The organism is Micromonospora sp. NPDC049004 (assembly GCF_040649315.1).
Taxonomy (GTDB): Bacteria; Actinomycetota; Actinomycetes; order Mycobacteriales; family Micromonosporaceae; genus Micromonospora.
Genome location: NZ_JBEZFG010000005.1, coordinates 228,728 through 248,145, shown reverse-complemented (window position 1 = coordinate 248,145; position 19,418 = coordinate 228,728). Strand labels below are relative to the sequence as shown.

Genomic DNA, 19,418 nt, shown 5'->3' with positions numbered 1-19,418 from the left:
ACGTGAGTAACATTCGGCCCCATGAGCCAGCCGCCGGGTGTCGCCGGCCCGCCCGCTGTCGGCCAGTTCGCCGCCGGCCCTTCCGTCGCGGGTCCGCTGCCCCGCCCGGTGCACGCCGGATACGCGCTCGGCTCGCTGGCCACCGGCGCGTTCGGCACGGTGCCCGGTCTGCTGCTGCTGCCGTACCTGACCGACACGCTCGGCGTGGCCGCCGGGCTCGCCGCCCTGCTGGTCCTGCTGCCCAAGGCGTGGGACGTGCTGGTCAACCCGGTCGCCGGGCGGATCTCCGACCGCACCCGCTCGCGCTGGGGCGCACGCCGGCCGTACCTGCTCGTCGCCGGTCTCGCGCTCGCCGTGCTCTTCGCGGCCATCTTCGCCGCGCCGTTCGGCAACGGGCCGGCCGCCGCGGCGTACGTGGCACTCGCGTTCCTCGCCACGGCGACCGCGTTCGCCTTCTTCCAGGTGCCGTACGTGGCGATGCCCGCCGAGATGACCGACGACTACGCCGAGCGCACGCGGCTGATGACCTGGCGGATCGCCGTGCTGGCGCTGACCATCCTGGTCTCCGGCGCGGTGGCACCGCTGGTCGTGCGGGCCGGCGGCGACGGCGTGCCCGGGCACCGCTGGATGGGCCTGTTCGTGGCGTCGCTCATCGTCGTCGGCGCTCTCGGCGCGTTCCTCGGCACCCGGTCCGCGCCAGGTGGTGTGGTCGGCGCCAGCGAGCCGACACTGCGCGCCCAGCTCGCCGTGGCCGCCGCCAACCGACCGTTCCGGGCGTTGCTGGTCTGCTTCGTGGTGCAGTCCGCCGGCGTGGCGACCATCCTCGCCGGCGTCAACTACTTCGCCGGGCAGATCCTGCGCGACGAGCAGACCGGACCGACACTCCTCTTCGCCTGCTTCGTCGGACCGGCGCTGCTGGTGATGCCGCTCTGGTCCCGCGTCGGCGCCCGGTTGGGCAAGCGGGCCGCCCTGGTCGCCGCCGGGCTGATCCTCGCCGCCGGGGCGCTCGCCCTGGTCGCCGCCCCGCTGCTGCCCCCGGTCGTCGTCTACCTGGTGGTCGCGGTCCTCGGCGTCGGGTACGCCGGGCAGCAGGTGTTCGCGCTGGCCATGCTCCCGGACTGCATCGCGTACGACACGGCGCGCACCGGCCGTCGGCAGGCTGGCGTCTTCACCGGCCTGTGGACCGCCGGGGAGACCCTCGGCCTGGCCCTCGGCCCCGGGGTGTACGGGCTGGTGCTCCAGCTCTCCGGCTACGTCTCCTCGGACACCGGTACGGCGGCGACCCAGTCCGACACCGCGAGGCTCGGTGTTCTGCTCGGCTTCACAGTCCTGCCAGCCCTACTGATAGCCCCGCCCCTCCTCCTGCTGCGCCGCTACAACCTGACCGCGACGGTCCTCGCCGCGGTCACGCCGCACGGACGCGTCGATCATGGAGTTGTGGTGGGGGACGAAAGCGGTGAACGATGACAAGAAAGGCACCACGATTTCATGATCGACGAGAGCAGGGTCTCGGGCGGGGCGCTGTCGTCCGACGGGGTGGCCGCGGATGTCGCGCTGGCGGAGGTTCGACGGCTGCGCGCCGCTGATCGGCCTACGCACGGGGGTCGGCTGTTCGCGTACGTGTACGACCCGGCGGTGCCGGGGCTCGACGAGCTGGCCGCCGCCGCGCACCGGGAGAGCGCGCATGTCAACGGGCTCGACCCGACCGCGTTCCCGTCCCTGCTGGCCATGGAGAACGCGCTCGTGGGCGCTGCCGGCCGGGTCCTCGGCGGTGGGCCGGGCACGACCGCGCCGGACGTGGTCGGCAGCGTCACCAGCGGCGGCACCGAGTCGCTGATCCTCGCCGTCAAGGCGGCCCGCGACGCACATCCGGAGATCGCCGCACCCCGGATCGTGGTGCCGGCGAGCGCCCACGCCGCGTTCGCCAAGGCGGCGCACTATCTGCGGGTGGCGCTGGACGTGGTGCCGGTCTCGCTTGACACTCTGCGCCCCGAGCCGGCCGCGATGGCCGCCGCGATCGGGCCGGAGACGGTGCTGGTCGCCTGCTCGGCGCCGTCGTACGCGCACGGGGTGGTGGACCCGGTGGCCGAGATCGCCGCCGTGGCCGCCGACGCCGGGGTGCGCTGTCACGTCGACGCCTGCTTCGGCGGCTGGACCCTGCCGTACCTGCGTCGCCTCGGCGAACCGGTGCCGGCGTTCGACTTCACGGTGCCCGGGGTCACCTCCATCTCGGTGGACCTGCACAAGTACGCGTACGCGCCGAAGGGCGTGTCGGTGCTGCTGCACCGCGACGCCGCTCTCCGTGCGCCGCAGTACTTCGCGTACGCCGACTGGCCCGGCTACACGATGATCAACCCGGTGATCGCGTCCACCCGGTCGGGCGGGCCGATCGCCGCCGCGTACGCCACCCTGCGGCACCTCGGCGACGCCGGCTACCTGCGGTTGGCCGCCGTGACCCGGGACGCGGTCGCCGGCCTGGCCGACGCGGTCCGCGCCGTCGACAGTCTGCGGCTGCTGGCCGAGCCGGAGTCGACAGTCGTCTGCTTCACCGCCACCGAGGATGGCCCCGACCTGTTCGTCCTGGTGGACGAGCTGACCGCGCGCGGCTGGCACACCCAGCCCCAGCTGTCGTACGCCGGTCTGCCGGCAAGCGTGCACCTCACGGTGACCGCCTCGGTCGCGCCCCGGGTGGCCGAGTTCGGGCCGGATCTCGCCGCCGCTGTGGCGGCGGCCCAGGCTGTCGGCCCGGTGCGGCTGCCCGCCGAGTTGGCGTCCCTGGTCGGTGCCCTCACCCCCGAGGCCCTGACGCCGGAGGTGGTCGCCGGCCTGGCCGGCGGGCTGGGGCTGGGTGGCGGGCCCGACACCGGCGCGTCGGGGCCCCTGCCGGATCGAATGGCGCTGGTGAACACGCTGCTCGACGCCGCCCCGCCTGCGTTGCGCGAACGGCTCCTGGTCGAGTTCGTCGGTCTGCTGCAACGCCCCACCTGGGGTTCGGACGACTGAACGCCGGTGCCTCACCCCGAGCGGGGTGGGGCACCGACGTCCGGCTCAGAGCGCGCCGGGGAGTTGCACCTGGTTGTCCTTGTCGGCGAGATCGCGCCACTGTCGGTCCTGGGCGTCGAAGTGCGTGACATGGAAGGCGCGCGTCATCGCGTCGGCGCCCGAACGGTCGGGCACCAGGTGCACGAAGGTGTAGCGCCGCGACTCACCGGCCGGCACCCCCGGCAGCAGGCACGAGTTGTTGTCGTTAGCTGCCGCCACCTTCGGGTCGCACCTGGACCAGTCGCCACCCGTCGGCTCACCCAGGTTGAAGCCGCGCAGCTCGACCTGTGCCGCATCGACAGGCCCCGCGTTCTTCACTGTGAAGACCGTGGTCAGCTTGCGGCCACCCGGCGCGTCGACAAGCGTGTGGGTCATTGACAACCGCAGGTCGGTGAGCCGCGGATCCTTGCCGAACTTGGTGGGACCGTCGGTCTGGGTGAACCGGCCCCCCTTGAACCGGTAGGTGCGCAGCTGTTCCTGCGGCCAGTAGCTCGGGGTGTCGCAACACGGTTGCAGGTCGGCCACCCGCACCTGGACCGCGCCTGCCGCGGTGACCTCCAGGCCGCGAATGTCCTCGACACCATCGGTGGTCCGCACGACTCTCCCGAGCGTCACGATCCGCCCACTGTCGTCCCTGTCGAAGGCGACCACCTGCTTCGCCGACGCCTCGCCGTACCGGCAGGAGACGACGGCGACCGTCTCCTCGGCGCCGTCCCCGTCCAGGTCGGCGTGGCCCACCTCCAGGTCGCTCAGCAGCGGAACGAAGTTCTTGTTCGCGCTGGTCGCCAGCCGCACGTTCGACGTGGTGCAGGTCGACGGCAGGGCCGGCGGCCACGCCGGCAGGTCCAGGCGGGCGGCGAGCAGCTGGCTCCGGCTGATCCGGCCGTCCGGGGCCTCCGGGTCGGCAGTGGGCGTGGAAGTCGGCGACTGGCTGACCGACGGTGTGGGCGGCGGCGGTGCCGTCGTCGGCGGCAACGTCGGGTCGACGGACTGGGCCGGGACCGGCGGCGTCCGGTCGCCCTTCAGCGCGGCGTTGGCGACGACCGGCGCCAGCACCAGGACGACCGCCGCCGCGGCGACGGCCACGGCCCTCGTCCGCCGACGCCGCCGCAGGGTGCGTCGGGCCTGGTCGGGACCGGGGCCGACGGCCCGGGTGGTGACATCGACGCGGTACGCGGTGAACCGCTCGCGCAGCCGCGGTTCGAGATCAGACATTGGACACCCCCTCGGTGTTCTCGTCGAGCAGTCCGGCAAGGGCGGTCCGGCCGCGGTGCAGCCAGGACTTGACGGTTCCCTCCGCCACCCCTTCCTGAAGAGCGATCTGGTTGACCGACAGGTCGGCCAGGTAGTGCAGGATGACGGCCCGCCTGTGGTTGGCGGGCAGTTGTGCGAGCGCCGCGTCGATAGCCACCCGGTCCGGTGTCGGGCCGTCCACCTCGGCCTCGGTGCGCCGCTGCCGCAGAAGGTGATTGCGGGCCGTGCGCAGCCGACGCCAACGGCTGCGGGCCAGGTTCCAGGCGACCCGGCGAACCCAGGCCACCGGATCGTCGTACCGGACCAGACGGTCCCAGCGCGCCAGCGCCCGGCAGAACGCCTCCTGGGCGAGATCCTGAGCGTGGCCCAGATCCCCCGTGTACGCGCAGAGTTGGGCAGTCACGCTGCGGAAGTGCGCGTGGTAGAAGTCGTCGAAGCTGATCACGACCGCGTTCACCCCTGCGGCCGTCAACGCCGCCGGTGGTTCGTTGGCGCGGGCTCCCATCGTTGCTGTCACTGCCCCTCCCCGTTGGCGCCGGGGCCGGTGCCCTGGCGCCGGTAACACTCCACCGCTGTCGATCTGGTTGCGCCCCGCGGGGCCGCTAATCCGACAGTCGGCACGAGCGACGCGACTGTCGCATGCCGACACGGCCGCGCTCGGTGAGCGCGGCCGTGTCCCATCCCGGTCGGACCGGGTCAGCGGTAGGTGATCACCGCAGTGTTGTCCGGGTCGTAGACCTCCTGCACGAAGTCGAAGCTCGCATCCATCGGGCGTGCGTCCACGTCGGCCTTCCCTGTGCCGACAGTGGTGCCGGCGGCGACCCGGAAGCCCAGCGTGAGGCGGACCTCCTTGCCGGCCCCGAGCTGGTTCAGGTCGCAGGTCAAGGGCTCCCGGGTCTTCTCCGGGTCGTTGCGGCAGGCCGCCCAGCCGTCCCCGTCCGGGCGGACCGCCGCCGGCAGGCCGAGCCGCAGCGCCACGTAGGCCGCAGGTCCGCCGGCCCCGTTGCGGATGCGCACGGTGATCGTGCCGGTACGGGAGCCGTCCGGCGCGTCGGCCAGCACGAGGTTCGTGGCGCTGACGACGAGGTTGACGTCGTGCGGGTTCGGCCCGAAGCTCGTCGGCCCGGAGATCTGCGCGAACGACCCGCCCTCGAGGCGGTAGCCCCGCCACTGTCGCTGTGACCATTCACCGGGCCAGCCACCACCGGGTGCGATGTCGCCGACCTGCACCCGCACGGTGCCGTCGTCCACCACGTCGAGGGCGAACAACCACTGTGGCTTGTCGATGCTCGTGGCGACCACCCGGCCCAGTGTGACGATCCTGCCCTGCTGGTCGCGGTCGAAGGCGACCACCTGCATGGGCCCGCCGCTGCCGAGCACGCACTGCACCAGCGCCACCGCCTCCACCGCGCCGTCCCCGTCGACGTCCCCCTGGTCGAACGCCAGCAGCCAGTTGGCGCCCTCACGGTCGTCACCGCTGAGCCGGATGCCCGACGTGGGGCATCCCCGCCCGGCTCGCCACGCGGGCAGGGTCACCGCCGCGCCGAGCAGTTGAGCACGGCTGATCTTCGCGCTCGGGGCGGTGGGGAGCGGGCTGCCACTCGTGGCGGACGGGCTGGGGGTCTGGCTCGCCGTGCCGCTCGGGGTGGGCGACGCGGAGATGGTCGGCGTGGGGTCGACCGGGCCCGGCTCGCGGTCCGGGCCACTCATCGCCGCGTACCCAACGGCGGCCCCGCCGAACAGCGCGAGCACCGTCGCGGTGGTGGCGGCCAGCCGGCGACGGCCGCGTCCCCGAGCCGTCCGCCGCACGGCGGCGGGCCCGGGTACCTCGACCTCCGCCAGCGCGGTACGGCGATAGGTGGCGAACTCTTCGGCGAGGCCGAGGATCTCCTGCTCAGACATCTCGCACCCCCTCGGTGGTGTCGCGTAGGTGCGTCGCGAGGGCCGCCCGGCCCCGGTGCAGCCAGGACTTGACGGTCCCCTCGGCGACCCGTTCCTGGGCGGCGATCTCGGCGACCGTCAGGTCGGCGAGGTAGTGCAGCACGACAGCCCGTCGCTGCTTCGGTGGCAGCTTGGCCAGCGCGGTGTCGAGGGCGACCCGGTCGGGGCTTGGCTCGGCGACGTGTGTCTCGCGCTGCCGCAGCAGCCAGGCCTGCGCGGTCCGCAACCGCCTCCAGCGGTTGTGGCCGAGGTTCCAGGCGACCCGGCGCACCCAGGCCAGCGGATCGTCGTACCGGGCGAGTCGGCTCCAGTGGGTGTACGCCCGACAGAAAGCCTCCTGAACCAGGTCCTGCGCCTGCCCACGATCACCGGTGTACGCCGTGAGCTGCACCACAAGCGATCGGAAGTGAGCGTGGTAGAAGTCGTCGAAGACCAGTTCGGCAGTCGCGGGGACGGGGCTTCCCGGCGGTTCGGGAGGCGGTCCGCCCACCCGTACTTCTCTCGTCACAAGCACTCGTCCTCCCCGTGGCGGGCGCAGGCGGCGTGTTCGCCAGCACCGGTCACACAATCGGCTGCGCCCACCGGTTGCGGTCGAACCGGTCGGGTTGCCTGTCCGGTCCGTGACACGCGGCTGTGATTCACTGTGGGATGAGGAGAGGGGACGTCCGTGCAGCTACCGGCAGTGCTCGGTGAGCCGATCCGGTTCGTGCTGAACTGGGGGCGCCGCTACTCGCTCTGGGTGTTCAACTTCGGCCTGGCCTGCTGCGCGATCGAGTTCATCGCCACCAGCATGGGTCGGCACGACTTCATTCGGCTGGGCGTGATCCCGTTCGCCCACGGCCCCCGGCAGGCCGACCTCATGGTGGTCTCCGGCACCGTGACCGACAAGATGGCCCCGGCCATCAAACGGCTCTACGACCAGATGCCCGAGCCGAAGTACGTCATCTCGTTCGGCGCCTGCTCCAACTGCGGCGGCCCCTACTGGGACTCGTACTCGGTGACCAAGGGCGTCGACCAGCTCATTCCGGTCGACGTCTACGTGCCCGGCTGCCCGCCCCGCCCGGAGGCGCTCCTGCACGGCATCCTGCGCCTACAGGAGAAGATCGCCGCCGAGCAGTCCGGCATCGGCGGCGTGCCGCAGCGGGATCTGCTCGCCGCACCGCTGGACGCCCCGCCCCGCGAAGCCGCCGCCCCGCGCTCGGTCGACTCCCTCACCGCCCCACCGGTACGCCCACCTGCCACGAACTGACGGCGGGCTGGCCGGGCCCGGCTAGCCTGCGCATCATGAGCAATTCCGTAGACCGGCGGTCCGCCCACATCGTCGACGTGCTCACCGAGGAGTTCGGCGCGTCGATGGCGATCGACCCGGCCGCCTTCCGCCGTAAGTTCCGCAAGATGGCCGCGTCGCCGTTCGCCTTCTACCGGGGCAGCGCCGCGTTGTTCTACGCCGACCAGCGCGGTGACTTCGCCGACGACAGCTTCCTCGACGAGCGGACCGGCCGGGTGTGGATCCACGGCGACCTGCACGCGGAGAACTTCGGCACCTACATGAACGCCTCCGGGCAGTTGGTGTTCAACGTCAACGACTTCGACGAGGCGTACGTCGGGCCGTTCACCTGGGACCTGCGCCGGTTCGCGGCCAGCGTCGCGCTGCTCGGCTACAGCAAGGCCCTCTCCGACACCGTGATCGGTGAGCTGGTGGCCGGCTTCGCCCGCTCCTACCTGACCGAGCTGCGGGCGATCGCCGCCGGCGGGGACGACGCGATCGGCTCGATCACCCTGGAGAACGCCGACGGCGTGCTGCGTCGGGTGCTCCAGCAGGCCCGCCTCAACACGCGGGTCGACCTGCTCGCCGAGCAGACCACAGTCGACAACTACGAGCGGCGGTTCTCCATCGGAGACGGGGTCTTCGAGGTCGACGGGAAGACCCGGGAGCGGGTTCTCGCCGCCTTCGAGGAGTACCTGGGCACCCTGCCCGCCGCCTCGGCGCGGCTGCGCCCGGTGGCGACGCGGATCAAGGACGTGGTGCTGCGCAAGGGGGTGGGCATCGGTTCGGCCGGCCTGCCGTCGTACAACCTGCTCCTGGAGGGGCACACGCAGGCGCTGGAGAACGACGTCGTGATCTACATGAAGCAGGCGCAGGTCCCGGCTGTGGCCCGCTACTCGACCGACGAGTCGGTGGCCGGCTACTTCCAGCACCAGGGCCACCGGACCGCCGAGTCGCAGCGGGCGTTGCAGGCGCACGCCGACCCGTGGCTGGGCTTCACCGAGCTGGACGGTGCCGGGCAGCTCGTCGCCGAGGTCTCCCCGTACGCGGCCGACCTGGACTGGTCCGACGTCAACGAGCCGGACGAGCTGACCGGGGTGCTGGCCGACCTTGGCCGGGCGGTGGCCCGGATGCACTCGGTCGCCGACGACGAGTCCAGTCACGACCTGGTGGACTACTCCACCGAGGAGGCGATCGTCGCCGCCGTGGACACCGACGCGACGGGCTTCGTCACCCACCTGGTGGACTTCGCGCACGCGTACGGGGTGCGCGCCCGCCAGGATCACCAGCTCTTCGTGGACCTGTTCCGCAACGGGCGGCTACCAGGGATCTAGGGCCTTCAGGACGCGAACTCCAGGACGACCTTGATGTCGTCCGGGCCGGGGGTGTACGCGTCGGCGTACCTGTTCACCGGGACCCGTCGGGTGATCAGCGAGGAGAGCCAGACCTGGTCGGCGCGGGCGAGTGCCTGCGCGGCCATGGTCCAGTGCCGCCGGTTGGCGTTCACCGAGCCGAACACCACGTTGTTCTCCAGCACCAGCGCCCGGTTGAGCGCCCCGGCGTCGAAGTCGATGCTCCGGCCGCCGCTGGACACCCCGGCCAGGCAGACGATGCCGGTCGGCGCCGCCTTGCACATGACGTCGAGGACGACAGTGGGTGCGCCGGTGCACTCGATCACCACGTCCGGCTCGAAGGGCAGGTCGTTGACCGGCACCGCGTGGTAGGTGGCGCCGAGCCCGGCGACCAGCTCCGGCTTGGGTCCGTCGGTGGCCCGGTCCAGCACGTGGACGGTGAGCCCGCGTTGGGTGCCGAGCAGCGCGGCCAGCAGCCCGATCGGCCCGGCGCCGGTCACCAGGACGGTCTGTGGCTGCCACTCGGCCCGGTGGCCGATCCGCTCGATGTGGTCCCATGCCTTGGCCACCACGCTTGTCGGCTCCAACAGCACGCCGACCTGGGCCAGCACCGGGTCGAGGCGGACCGCGAACTGGGGCTCGATCCGCCAGCGGTCCCGGGCGAACCCGGGCAGCGCCTTGATGCCGTGCTCGGTGTACAGACCGTTGCGGCACATGTCCCACTCGCCCACCGCGCAGTTGGGGCAGGGCACCGGGTCGGGATGCCGGACGATGCCGGCCACCAGGTCGCCCGCTTGCAGGGTGCCGCTCGCATCCTCGATCACCCGGCCCAGCGACTCGTGCCCGATGATCAGGCGGTCCGCCCCCGGCGGCGCCTCGCCGTACTCCCCGGCGATGATCTCGTGGTCGGTGCCGCAGATTCCCACAGCAAGCGCCTCGACCAGGACCGCGCCCTCCTGCGGCGCCGGTTCCGGCTGATCCTCGACGAGGCTCAGCGAGTTGGCGACCCCGGGGTTCACAGTGACAGCGCGCACGCCCTCATCTTTCCCCGCCGACGGGCCCGCCGCCCGGTAAAGCGGGCAGATCACCGGCGGTCGGTCGTGGACCGCGGGCCGGGTCGACGCCGGGCCGACGCCCTAGGATCAGCGGCATGACTGAGGAAGAGGTCGGCGCTCGGCTGGTCGCGCTGCTCGCGCCGGTCGAGGCGACCCCGTCGGTCTCCGGCGGGCAGCGGTTCGCCCGGGCCACCGTCGATGTACCCCCGGCGAGTTGGTCGGCCGCCGTCCGCGCCGCCCGCGATGACAGCGAGCTGGCCTGCGATTTCTTCGACTGGCTCTCCGCCGTCGACGAGTTGGCCGAGGGCTTCGACGTGGTGGCGCACCTCTGGTCGACGCGGTTGCGGCACGGCGTGCTGCTGCGCACCCGGGTGCCCCGCGACGCGCCCTCGGTGGCCTCGGTGGTCGACGTCTACCCGGGTGCCGCCTGGCACGAGCGGGAGACCCACGAAATGTTCGGCATCGACTTCGTCGGCCACGGGGAGCTGCGACCGCTGCTGCTGCCCCCCGAGTTCGAGGGTCACCCGCTGCGCAAGGAGTTCGTGCTCGCCTCCCGGGTGGCGAAGCCCTGGCCGGGCGCGAAGGAGCCGGGCGAGTCGGAGGCCGGCGGTGGCCGCCGACCGATCCGTCCGCCGGGCGTGCCAGCACCCGGCGAGTGGGGCACGACCCCGACTCCCGCCGGCGCGGGTGGCGTGGGGGAGGGTCCCCGCGGCGGCACCCCCGCCAGACCAGCCGGCGAGCGACCCGCACGGCCGGCACCGGGGGCCCGTCCGGCGCGTACTCCCCGGGCTGCCGGCCCCGCCGACGACCCGGCACCTGCGGACAAGCCCGCGCCCGGCGCAGGCCCGGCTGCCGCCACCGCCGGCGGCCCGGCACCGGCCGAGAAGCCCGCTTCCGGCGCAGGCCCGGCCGCAGCTGGCGTCGCCCGCGACCGGCCCGGCCCCGACGCGGGCGGGGAGCCCGGTGGCGACCCGGCCGCCGCCCGTGGTGAGGCGGTCGCGGACCCGCCGGGCCGCGACGACCGGACCGACCACGACGGGGGTACGGCCTGATGCCGCTCTGGGTGGAGCTGGTGCTCCGGGTGGGCGGCGTGATCGTCGCGTTCCTCACCCTGCCGCTGCTCGTCGGCCAGGCTGAGCACAAGGTGATGGCGCACATGCAGGGCCGCCTCGGCCCGATGTACGCGGGTGGCTTCCACGGTTGGGCGCAACTCGTGGCGGACGGCGTCAAGTTCGTGCAGAAGGAGGACATCACCCCGCGCGAGGCGGACCGGGCGGTGTTCCGGCTGGCGCCGGCGGTGGCCCTGGTGCCGTACCTGCTGGTGCTGCTGGTCATTCCGCTCGGCCCGAACGACCTGGTCGGGCAACCGCTGGACATCGGCCTGTTCTTCGTGCTGGCCGTGGTCGGCGTCGGGGTGGTGGCGGTGCTCATGTCGGCGTGGGCGTCGGCCAACAAGTACAGCCTGCTCGGCGGGCTGCGCGGGGCCGCCCAGCTGCTCGGCTACGAGCTGCCGCTGGTGCTGGCCGCCGCCTCGGTGGCGATGGCGGCCGGCACGCTCAGCCTGTCCGGCATCGTGGAGGCGTGGCAGCCGTGGTGGTTGCTCTGGCAGGCACCCGCGATGATCATCTTCTTCGTGGCCGGGCTGGCCGAGATCCGTCGGCCGCCGTTCGACATGCCGGTGGCCGACTCGGAGCTGGTCTTCGGCTACATGACCGAGTACACGGGGCTGCGGTTCGCGTTCTTCCTGCTCGCCGAGTACGTCGGCATCGTGGTGATCGCCGCGCTGACCACTGTGCTGTTCCTCGGTGGCTGGCAGGGCCCGTTCGCCGACGAGCACCTGGGCTGGCTGTGGACCCTGCTCAAGATCTTCGCCGTCGCCTTCGTGATCATCTGGCTGCGGGTGTCGTACCCCCGGCTGCGCGAGGACCAGCTCCAACGCCTCTGCTGGCTGGTCCTGGTCCCCGCCTCCCTGGCCCAACTGGTCCTCACCGCAGCAGTCCGCGTAGCCCTCTAACCCCGCCGCGCCCCGCCCGCGCCCCGCCGCGTCCGGCCGCCTGCCGCCGCGCCCCGCCGCCCGCCGCGCCCGGCTGCCCGCCCCGCCGCGTCGATCATGGAGTTGTGGTGGGTGACAAAACGCCTGTCTATTCCCCAATCGGGCACCACAAGTCCATGATCGACGAGGCCGGCCGCCCGCGCGGGACTGCGGCCGGCGCGGGAGGGGGTCAGCGCAGCGGGGTGTGCGCCGGGTCGACCGGCTCGGCCGGGGGTGGGGGTGGGGTGCCGTCGCCGAAGGGGCGGCCGCCGAGCGCTTCACGGCCGTGCGGGGTGACCCAGTTGGACAGGTCGGGGCCGAGCGGCACGATTCCGGTCGGGTTGATGTCCCGGTGCACCTCGTAGTAGTGCCGCTTGATGTGGTCGAAGTCGATGGTGTCGCCGAACCCGGGGGTCTGGAACAGGTCCCGGGCGTACGCCCACAGCACCGGCATCTCGCTCAGCTTCTGCCGGTTGCACTTGAAGTGACCGTGATAGACCGGGTCGAAGCGGACCAGCGTGGTGAACAGCCGCACGTCGGCCTCGGTGATGGTGTCACCGACCAGGTACCGCTGGTCGGTCAGCCGCTCGGTCAACCAGTCCAGCCGGTCGAACAGCCGGTGGTACGCCTTGTCGTACGCCTCCTGGCTGCCCGCGAAGCCGCACCGGTAGACGCCGTTGTTGACGTCGCGGAACACCACGTCGTTGACCTCGTCGATCTGCTCCCGCAGGTGCTCGGGATAGAGCTGGGGGGCGCCGTCGCGGTGGTACGCGGTCCACTGGGTGGACAGGTCCAGGCTCATCTGCGCGTAGTCGTTGGTCACCACCTGCCCGGTCGGCACGTCGATCATCGCCGGCACGGTGATGCCGCGGTCGTAGTCGGGGAAGCGTTTGAAGAACGCCTCCTGGAGGCGCTCGATGCCGAGCACCGGGTCCCGCCCACCCGGGTCGAGGTCGAAGGTCCAGCTCCGGGCGTCGTGGGTCGGGCCGGCCACCGCCATCGAGATGGCGTCCTCCAGGCCGAGCAGCCGTCGCACGATGATCAGGCGGTTGGCCCACGGGCAGGCTCGGCTGACCGCCAGCCGGTACCGGCCCGGCTCGACCGGGTAGCCGTCCCGCCCGTCCGCGGTGATCCGGGTGGCGATGTACCGCTGGTCCCGGGTGAACTCGCCACCCGGCTCGACGTACTTCCCGCCTGTTTCCTCGCCCACGTCATCCTCCGGTCTCTTGCCGCCTCCGTCTCATCCTCGCGGATCTTCGGTCCGGCCGTGCGGTGCGACTCAACCTGGCCCGGCTCGGGGCCGGCCCGTCCGGATACCCTGCCGGCATGACGGATGTGGAGGCGGCGGCCCGGCGCTTCATCGCCGACGTGTGGAACGCCCGCCGGGAGGAGTCGGCCCACGAGTTGATCGCCGAGGAGTGCCCCGGCCTGGGTGGGACCGGTCCGGAGGCGACGCTGGCCTGGCACCGCGAGCGGCGGGCGGCCTTCCCGGACCTGCGCTACAAGATCGTCGACGTGGTCGCAGCCGGCGAGCGGGTGGCCGTGCACTGGCGGGCGGCCGGCACCCACGCCGGGCAGTTCGGGCCGGTGCCGCCGACCGGTCAGGTGGTCAGCTACTCCGGCGCCACGTTCCTGCGCTTCGACACGGAGGGCCGGATCGTGGAGGTGTGGAGCTGCAACGAGCTGTTCCAGCTGCTCCAGCAGCTCGGGGTCGAGATGCTCCCGCCGACAGTCGTCAACGGACCCGGGGCGTGATCCGGCTGATCGGCAGGTTGATCGGGAAGGGCTCGCCGGTGTCGACGAACTTCGTCCACCGCCCCGTCTCGGTGTAGACCTCGTTCACCGCGTCGATCCGGTAGGTGACGACCTCCAACACGCCGCCCTCCGTCTCGATCCGCCAGTAGAACGGGATGCCGGCCTGGGCGTACAGCGCCGGCTTCAACACCCGGTCGATGGAACGGGTGCTCGGCGTGACGATCTCGATGGCGACGACCACCTCGTGCGGCTCGTACCTCGACGGCTCGCGCGCCGCCGCGGCGGCCGTGGTGATCAGCACGTCGGGGATGAACGATCGGGTGCGGTTGATCCGCACCTCGACCGCCTGGGTGACGTCGTAGCCGTCGGGGCAGTCCTCGTCGAGCGCGGCCATCAGCCGGCCAGCGGTGCTCTGGTGGGTACGGGTGGGGGAGGGGGACATCAGCAGCACTCCATCGAGCAGTTCCCGGCGGCGGCCGTCCTCGGGCAGCGCATCCAGATCGTCAGTCGTCCATCCGCTCTCGGGCGGGTAGTCGCTCTGCAGCGCGGCGGTCATGGCGGGTCCTTCCAGGTGCGTCGTTCTCCCCGCGACCACCGTAGCGCCGTGGACCTGTGGGTGGTGGTCGCGCGCGCCGGGGCCACAGGGCAGGATGGTCCACATGACCGACTCCAGCGAGCACGGCGATCCGACGGGCGGCGCCATCGAGCGCGGCCTGCCCGGCGCGGGCCTGGTCAAGGGGCTGGCGGTCACCCTCAAGACGATGACCAGCCGCTCGACCACGCAGCAGTACCCGGACGTCGCCCCCGAGCTGCCGCCGCGCTCGCGCGGAGTGATCGCGCTGTCGGAGGAGAACTGCACGGTCTGCATGCTGTGCGCCCGCGAGTGCCCGGACTGGTGCATCTACATCGACTCCCACAAGGAGGAGGTGGCGGTGCCCGGCGCGGCCCGCCCCCGCCAGCGAAACGTGCTCGACAAGTTCGACATCGACTTCTCGCTCTGCATGTACTGCGGCATCTGCATCGAGGTCTGCCCGTTCGACGCGCTCTACTGGTCTCCCGAGTTCGAGTACGCCGAGTACGACATCAAGGACCTGCTGCACGACAAGGACCACCTTGGTCAGTGGATGGCCACGGTTCCACCGCCGCCGGCGCACGACCCGAACGGCGAGCCGGCCAAGGAGGAGACCGCGGCGGCGCGCAAGGCCGCGCGTTCGATCCCACCCGCGGTACGCCCCGACGCCGACCCGGGTCCCGCGTCGTGAGGGGACAGATCGTGACGGGACACGTGGTGACGGCCCGACCCGGCGAAAGGGCGGCCCGGTGACCGGCGCGGATCTGCTGCTGCTCGCCCTGGGCGCGGTCGCGGTGGGCGCCGGCGTGCTGGTGGTGACCACGAAGCAGCTGGTCCGGGCAGGGCTCTACCTGGTGGTCTGCCTGGGCGCGTTGGCCGGCGACTATCTGGTGCTCGGCGCCGAGCTGGTCGCCTGGGTGCAGGTGCTGATCTATGTGGGCGCGGTGGTGGTGCTGCTGTTGTTCGCGGTGATGTTGACGCGGGCCCCGATCGGAGCCTCCGACGATCTGGACCGGCCCGGCTGGCCCGCCGCGCTGATCGGTGGCGGTGCCGGCCTGGGGTTGAGCGTCCTGCTGGTCGACGCCTACCGCTGGAGCACCGTCACGATGCCCGACGCGGGCACGGCCGAGCGGCTGGGCGAGCAGATCTTCACCTCCTGGGTGCTGCCGTTCGAGGTGCTCTCCGTACTCTTGCTGTCCGCCCTGGTGGGCGCGGTGGTGCTGTCCCGTCCGGACATCGGCCGGCGCGGCGACGACGCCGAGGCGTCCGCGGGGAGCCTGACCTCCGGGGGGCGTCGGTGAGGCCCGTCATCCCGTACGTCACCGCGGCGCTGCTGTTCGGCCTCGGCGTGTACGGCGTGCTGCGCCGACGCAACGCCGTGCTGGTGCTGATGGCTGTCGAGTTGATGCTCAACGCGGTGAACCTCATCCTGGTCACGGCGGACACCACGGTCCGCGCGGTGCTGCCGCACTCCGGTCAGGTCTTCGCGCTGTTCGTCATCGTGCTCGCCGCCGCGGAGATCGGGGTGGGGCTGGCGATAGTCCTGCAGCTCTACCGCCTGCGGGCCACGGTGGCGGTGGATGACGTGGCGTTGACCGAGCCGCCGGTGCCCGCGCGGCCCGTCGGCCAGAGCGCGGAGGCGGCTCGGTGACCGGGCTGCTCGGGGCGGCGCTGCCCGCCGTACCGCTGGTTGCCGGCCTGCTCGGTCTGCTGCTGCCGCCGGCCCCGCGTCACCCGGGCGGTGCGGCCGGCGGTGACCGGGCCCGCACGGCGGCCGTGACGATCGGGGTGGCCGGCGCCGCCGGCGCGCTGGCGTTGGCCGTCGCCCTGCTGGTGACGGTCGACGGTCCGACACAGACGTCGACGACCTGGGTCGACATCGGCGGGCTGCGGGTGACCCTCGGCGTACGCCTGGACGGCGCGGCCGCGCTGGTCGCCGTCGCGGTCGCCGCGGTAGCCCTGGCCGTGCAGGTCTACTCGATCGGCTATCTGCGGCGCGGCCCCCACGACGACGTCGACGTCGACCACCGCTACCCGCCGTACGCCGCCCAGATCAGCCTCTTCACCGGCGCGATGCTGCTCGTGGTGGTCTCCGGCGACCTGATCATGCTGCTGGTCGGCTGGGAGGTGATGGGCCTCTGCTCGTACCTGCTCATCGCCCACGACCGCCGGCTCGCGGGCGCACCGGCCGCCGCGATGAAGGCGTTCCTGGTGACCCGGGTGGGTGACGTCGGCTTCCTGCTCGGCATCGCGCTGCTCGGCGTGTCGACGGGCAGCTTCCGGATCGCCGACGTGCTCGCGCACGACCACTCCGGCGCGACCCTGACCGCCGCCGGCCTGTTGCTGCTGGCCGGGGTGGCCGGCAAGAGCGCGCAGTTCCCGCTGCACACCTGGCTGCCGGACGCGATGGCCGGCCCGACGCCGATCTCCGCGCTGATCCACGCCGCGACGATGGTGGCCGCCGGGGTGTACGCGGTGACCCGCCTCTACCCGCTGTTCACGGCGGCTCCGGTCACGTTGACGGTGCTCGGGGTGCTCGGCGCGATCACCCTGCTGCTCGGGGCGCTCGCCGCCACCGCCCAGGACGACATCAAGCGGGTGCTGGCCTGGTCGACCGTGTCCCAGCTCGGCTACATGACCGGCGCGCTGGCCGTCGGCTCACCGTCGGCGGCGCTGTTCCACCTGCTCACCCACGCCGCGTTCAAGGCGTTGCTGTTCCTCGCCGCCGGCGCGGTGATCCACGCCGTGGGCACCACGCTGATGTCGGAGATGGGTGGTCTGCGGCGCAGCATGCCTGTGACGTTCTGGTGCACCGTGATCGGCCTCGGGGCCCTCGCCGGTGTGCCGCCGCTGGCCGGCTTCTGGAGCAAGGACGGCGTGTTGACGGTCGCCGAGTCGGCCGCGCTGGAGGGCACCGGGCCGGCGCCGTCGTGGGTGGGTTGGCTGGTCTGGCTGGCCGGGTTGCTCGGTGTGGCGATCACCGCCTGGTACGCGGGCCGGCTGCTGCTGCGGGCCTTCTTCGGCGAGCCCCGGCTGCCGCTGGTCACGCCGCACGATCCGCCGGCGGTGCTGCGGTGGCCGGTGCTGCTGTTGGCCGTGCCGGCCGCGCTGCTCGGCCTGGCCGGGTTCGTGGGCGCGTTCGCCGATCGGCTGCGGTTCGCCACCGTGCCGGTCGCCGGTGCGGAGGACGGCCTCGTCCACGTCGGGCCGGCGCTGCTGCTGCCGCTGGCTCTGCTGGCGGTCGGCGCGGGGTTGGTGTGGGTGCGCTGGCAGCGCGACCGGGCCGCCGATCCCGCGACCGCGCTGGGTCCGCTGCGGCCGGTCTTCGCCCGCGCGTTCCGGCTCGACGACGTCCAGCACACCCTTGTCGTACGCCCCGTCCGGGCGCTGGCCCGCCTCGCGCGCAGCGGCGACGAGGTGGTGGTCGACGGCGCCGTCGAGGGCAGCGGCCGGGCTGCCTCCGGCCTGGGCGCCGGGCTCGCCACGCTGCACCGGGCGGCTTTGCCCCGAGCCGCCGCCGGCGTCCTGGCCGGCGCTCTTCTGATCGGCCTGGCCGCCGCCATGCTGGAGGCGATCCGGTGAGCGCGAGGAGTGAGCCGGGTTTGCGAGCCCCGCAGCCGCGAACAGAGGCGATCCGATGACGTTTGGGCAGGTTCTGCTTGTCGCCGTGCTGGTGGTGCCGGCGGTGGGCGCGGTCGCCGTGGCGGCGACGCCCCGGGACCGGGCCGCACGGATCATCGGGACGATCGCTGCGGCGCTGACTCTGCTGGCCGCCGTGCCGCTGGTGTTCGGTGGGCGCGGATGGTTCGCCTGGTCGGCCGGTACGCCCGCGGTGCGTCCGTGGCACCAGGTGGACCTGCCCTGGGTGCCCGGCCTGGATCTGCGCTTCCACCTCGGCGTCGACGGCATCTCCTGGCCGCTGGTGGTGCTGACCGCGCTGCTCACCCTGCTCTGCTGCGCGTACACGGTGTGGCGGGTGCCGGACGGCGGCAGCGGCCGGGCGTTGGTGGCCCTGCTGCTGGTGGTCGAGGTGGGCATCCTCGGCACGTTCCTCGCCCTGGACCTGGTGCTGTTCTTCCTCTTCTTCGAGGTCGTCCTGCTGCCGATGTACGCGATCATCGCCGGCTGGGGTGGGGCGGACCGGCGGCGGGCGGCCCGCAAGTTCGCGCTCTACACCCTCTTCGGGTCGGTGCTGCTGCTGGTCGGCGTGTATGTCGTGGTCGCCGCGGCGGGCACCGCCGACGTGGTCGCGTTGACCGGTGGGGGCGGGCTGTCCCGGGGCACCCAGTTGGCGGCGTTCACGTTGCTCGCGCTCGCGTTCGCGGTGAAGAGCCCACTCTGGCCGCTGCACTCCTGGCTGCCCGACGCGCACACGCAGGCCCCGACGGTGGGCAGCGTCGTGCTGGCGGGTGTGCTGCTCAAGATGGGCACGTACGGGCTGATCCGGGTGGCGGTGGGGGTGGCGCCCGAGGGCGCCCGCTGGGCCGCGCCGGTGCTCGGGGTGCTGGCGGTCGCCGCGATCCTGATCGGTTCGCTGGTCTGCCTCGCCCAGTCCGACGTGAAGCGGCTCATCGCGTACTCCAGCGTGGGGCACATGGGTTTCGTCCTGCTGGGCGTCGCCACGCTGACCGCCACCGGCATCCAGGCGGCGCTGATCGGCAACGTCGCGCACGGTGTGATCACCGGCCTGCTGTTCTTCCTCGCGGGTGCCGTGAAGGACCGTACCGGCACGGGCGCGCTCGCCGAGCTGTCCGGGCTGCGGGAGACCGCGCCCCGGCTGGCGGGCCTGCTGGCGTTCGCGGCGATCGCGTCGCTCGGCCTGCCCGGGCTGGCCGGCTTCTGGGGGGAGGCGTTCGCGGTGGTCGCGGCGCTCCAGGTGGGCGGTCCGCTGTGGATCACCCTCGGGGTGCTGGCAGCGGTCGGTGGCGCGCTCACGGCGGCGTACTTCCTGCGGTTGTTGCGCCAGGTCACCCACGGCCGGCCGAGCCCCGCGGTGGGTCGGGTCGGGGCGGGTCTGGCCGGCGCGGAGTTGACCGCGTGGGCGCCGCTGGTGCTGCTCGCGCTGGCCATCGGCCTGGTTCCGGCGCTGGTCCTCGGCGTCGCCGAGGCGCCCGTCGACGCCCTGATCGGGGTGGTCTCCCGATGAGCG

At 72.7% G+C, this 19,418-nt stretch carries 18 protein-coding genes and 1 pseudogene; 12 read left to right on the top strand and 7 right to left on the bottom strand.

Annotated features, from left to right (window positions below):
• The first annotated feature begins 21 nt into the window (after positions 1–21).
• Positions 22–1,467: an MFS transporter gene (locus AB0B97_RS17410; RefSeq protein ID WP_357494561.1), complete on the top strand. Its 1,446-nt coding sequence runs from the start codon at positions 22–24 to the stop codon at positions 1,465–1,467.
• Positions 1,468–1,488: 21 nt separating this feature from the next.
• A complete protein-coding gene (locus AB0B97_RS17405; protein ID WP_357494559.1) occupies positions 1,489–3,003 on the top strand; it encodes an aminotransferase class V-fold PLP-dependent enzyme in 1,515 nt (504 codons plus the stop codon).
• A 45-nt stretch (positions 3,004–3,048) separates the two neighbouring features.
• On the opposite strand, the gene AB0B97_RS17400 is transcribed toward AB0B97_RS17405, so the two are convergent.
• The 4 genes from AB0B97_RS17400 to AB0B97_RS17385 form a co-directional block, all read right to left on the bottom strand.
• On the bottom strand, positions 3,049–4,257 hold the full coding sequence (locus tag AB0B97_RS17400; RefSeq protein ID WP_357494557.1) for a hypothetical protein: 1,209 nt from the start codon (positions 4,255–4,257) through the stop codon (positions 3,049–3,051).
• The gene (locus tag AB0B97_RS17395; protein WP_234590253.1) at positions 4,250–4,813 is read right to left on the bottom strand and encodes a SigE family RNA polymerase sigma factor; all 564 of its coding nucleotides are present in this window, start codon (positions 4,811–4,813) and stop codon (positions 4,250–4,252) included. The genes AB0B97_RS17400 and AB0B97_RS17395 overlap by 8 nt, the downstream gene beginning before the upstream one ends.
• A gap of 179 nt (positions 4,814–4,992) precedes the next feature.
• Positions 4,993–6,198, bottom strand: coding sequence for a hypothetical protein (locus tag AB0B97_RS17390; protein WP_357494555.1), 1,206 nt, complete (start codon positions 6,196–6,198; stop codon positions 4,993–4,995).
• Positions 6,191–6,727, bottom strand: coding sequence for a SigE family RNA polymerase sigma factor (locus AB0B97_RS17385; RefSeq protein ID WP_357494552.1), 537 nt, complete (start codon positions 6,725–6,727; stop codon positions 6,191–6,193). The genes AB0B97_RS17390 and AB0B97_RS17385 overlap by 8 nt, the downstream gene beginning before the upstream one ends.
• Positions 6,728–6,904: 177 nt before the next feature.
• On the opposite strand from AB0B97_RS17385, the gene AB0B97_RS17380 reads away from it, so the two are divergent.
• Both AB0B97_RS17380 and AB0B97_RS17375 read left to right on the top strand, forming a co-directional pair.
• Positions 6,905–7,486, top strand: coding sequence for an NADH-quinone oxidoreductase subunit B family protein (locus tag AB0B97_RS17380; RefSeq protein ID WP_357494550.1), 582 nt, complete (start codon positions 6,905–6,907; stop codon positions 7,484–7,486).
• Between the two features lie 35 nt (positions 7,487–7,521).
• A complete protein-coding gene (locus AB0B97_RS17375) occupies positions 7,522–8,838 on the top strand; it encodes a DUF2252 domain-containing protein (RefSeq protein ID WP_357494548.1) in 1,317 nt (438 codons plus the stop codon).
• A 5-nt stretch (positions 8,839–8,843) separates the two neighbouring features.
• Here the strand turns inward: AB0B97_RS17375 and AB0B97_RS17370 are convergent, their stop codons facing one another.
• Entirely contained in the window at positions 8,844–9,890 is a 1,047-nt protein-coding gene (locus AB0B97_RS17370) for a glucose 1-dehydrogenase (protein WP_357494546.1), read from the bottom strand.
• Positions 9,891–10,006: 116 nt separating this feature from the next.
• Between AB0B97_RS17370 and AB0B97_RS17365 the strand changes: the two are divergent.
• Together AB0B97_RS17365 and AB0B97_RS17360 are read left to right on the top strand one after the other, a co-directional pair.
• Positions 10,007–10,573, top strand: a pseudogene (locus AB0B97_RS17365) (NADH-quinone oxidoreductase subunit C); the annotation flags it as partial.
• Between the two features lie 389 nt (positions 10,574–10,962).
• On the top strand, positions 10,963–11,925 hold the full coding sequence (locus AB0B97_RS17360) for a complex I subunit 1 family protein (RefSeq protein ID WP_357494545.1): 963 nt from the start codon (positions 10,963–10,965) through the stop codon (positions 11,923–11,925).
• Positions 11,926–12,133: 208 nt separating this feature from the next.
• Here the strand turns inward: AB0B97_RS17360 and AB0B97_RS17355 are convergent, their stop codons facing one another.
• Positions 12,134–13,153, bottom strand: coding sequence for a glutathione S-transferase C-terminal domain-containing protein (locus AB0B97_RS17355; protein ID WP_234583476.1), 1,020 nt, complete (start codon positions 13,151–13,153; stop codon positions 12,134–12,136).
• Positions 13,154–13,269: 116 nt separating this feature from the next.
• On the opposite strand from AB0B97_RS17355, the gene AB0B97_RS17350 reads away from it, so the two are divergent.
• Positions 13,270–13,698, top strand: a complete 429-nt coding sequence (locus AB0B97_RS17350; RefSeq protein ID WP_357494542.1) for an ester cyclase — start codon at positions 13,270–13,272, stop codon at positions 13,696–13,698.
• Here AB0B97_RS17350 and AB0B97_RS17345 read toward each other — a convergent pair.
• The gene (locus tag AB0B97_RS17345; RefSeq protein WP_357494540.1) at positions 13,679–14,254 is read right to left on the bottom strand and encodes a Uma2 family endonuclease; all 576 of its coding nucleotides are present in this window, start codon (positions 14,252–14,254) and stop codon (positions 13,679–13,681) included. The genes AB0B97_RS17350 and AB0B97_RS17345 overlap by 20 nt on opposite strands.
• Before the next feature lie 94 nt (positions 14,255–14,348).
• Here AB0B97_RS17345 and AB0B97_RS17340 point away from each other — a divergent pair, with 94 nt between their 5' ends.
• From AB0B97_RS17340 to AB0B97_RS17320, 5 genes are read left to right on the top strand one after another with little or no spacing between them, the layout of a single operon-like run.
• Entirely contained in the window at positions 14,349–14,960 is a 612-nt protein-coding gene (locus AB0B97_RS17340; RefSeq protein ID WP_357494538.1) for an NADH-quinone oxidoreductase subunit I, read from the top strand.
• A gap of 58 nt (positions 14,961–15,018) precedes the next feature.
• Positions 15,019–15,570 (top strand): NADH-quinone oxidoreductase subunit J, encoded by a 552-nt coding sequence (locus AB0B97_RS17335; protein WP_357494536.1) that lies wholly within the window; start codon positions 15,019–15,021, stop codon positions 15,568–15,570.
• Positions 15,567–15,920: an NADH-quinone oxidoreductase subunit NuoK gene (gene nuoK / locus AB0B97_RS17330; protein ID WP_234583473.1), complete on the top strand. Its 354-nt coding sequence runs from the start codon at positions 15,567–15,569 to the stop codon at positions 15,918–15,920. Before AB0B97_RS17335 ends, nuoK begins: the two co-directional genes overlap by 4 nt.
• Positions 15,917–17,851: an NADH-quinone oxidoreductase subunit L gene (locus AB0B97_RS17325; RefSeq protein ID WP_357494534.1), complete on the top strand. Its 1,935-nt coding sequence runs from the start codon at positions 15,917–15,919 to the stop codon at positions 17,849–17,851. The genes nuoK and AB0B97_RS17325 overlap by 4 nt, the downstream gene beginning before the upstream one ends.
• A 55-nt stretch (positions 17,852–17,906) precedes the next feature.
• Positions 17,907–19,415: an NADH-quinone oxidoreductase subunit M gene (locus AB0B97_RS17320; RefSeq protein ID WP_357494532.1), complete on the top strand. Its 1,509-nt coding sequence runs from the start codon at positions 17,907–17,909 to the stop codon at positions 19,413–19,415.
• Positions 19,416–19,418: the final 3 nt, after the last annotated feature.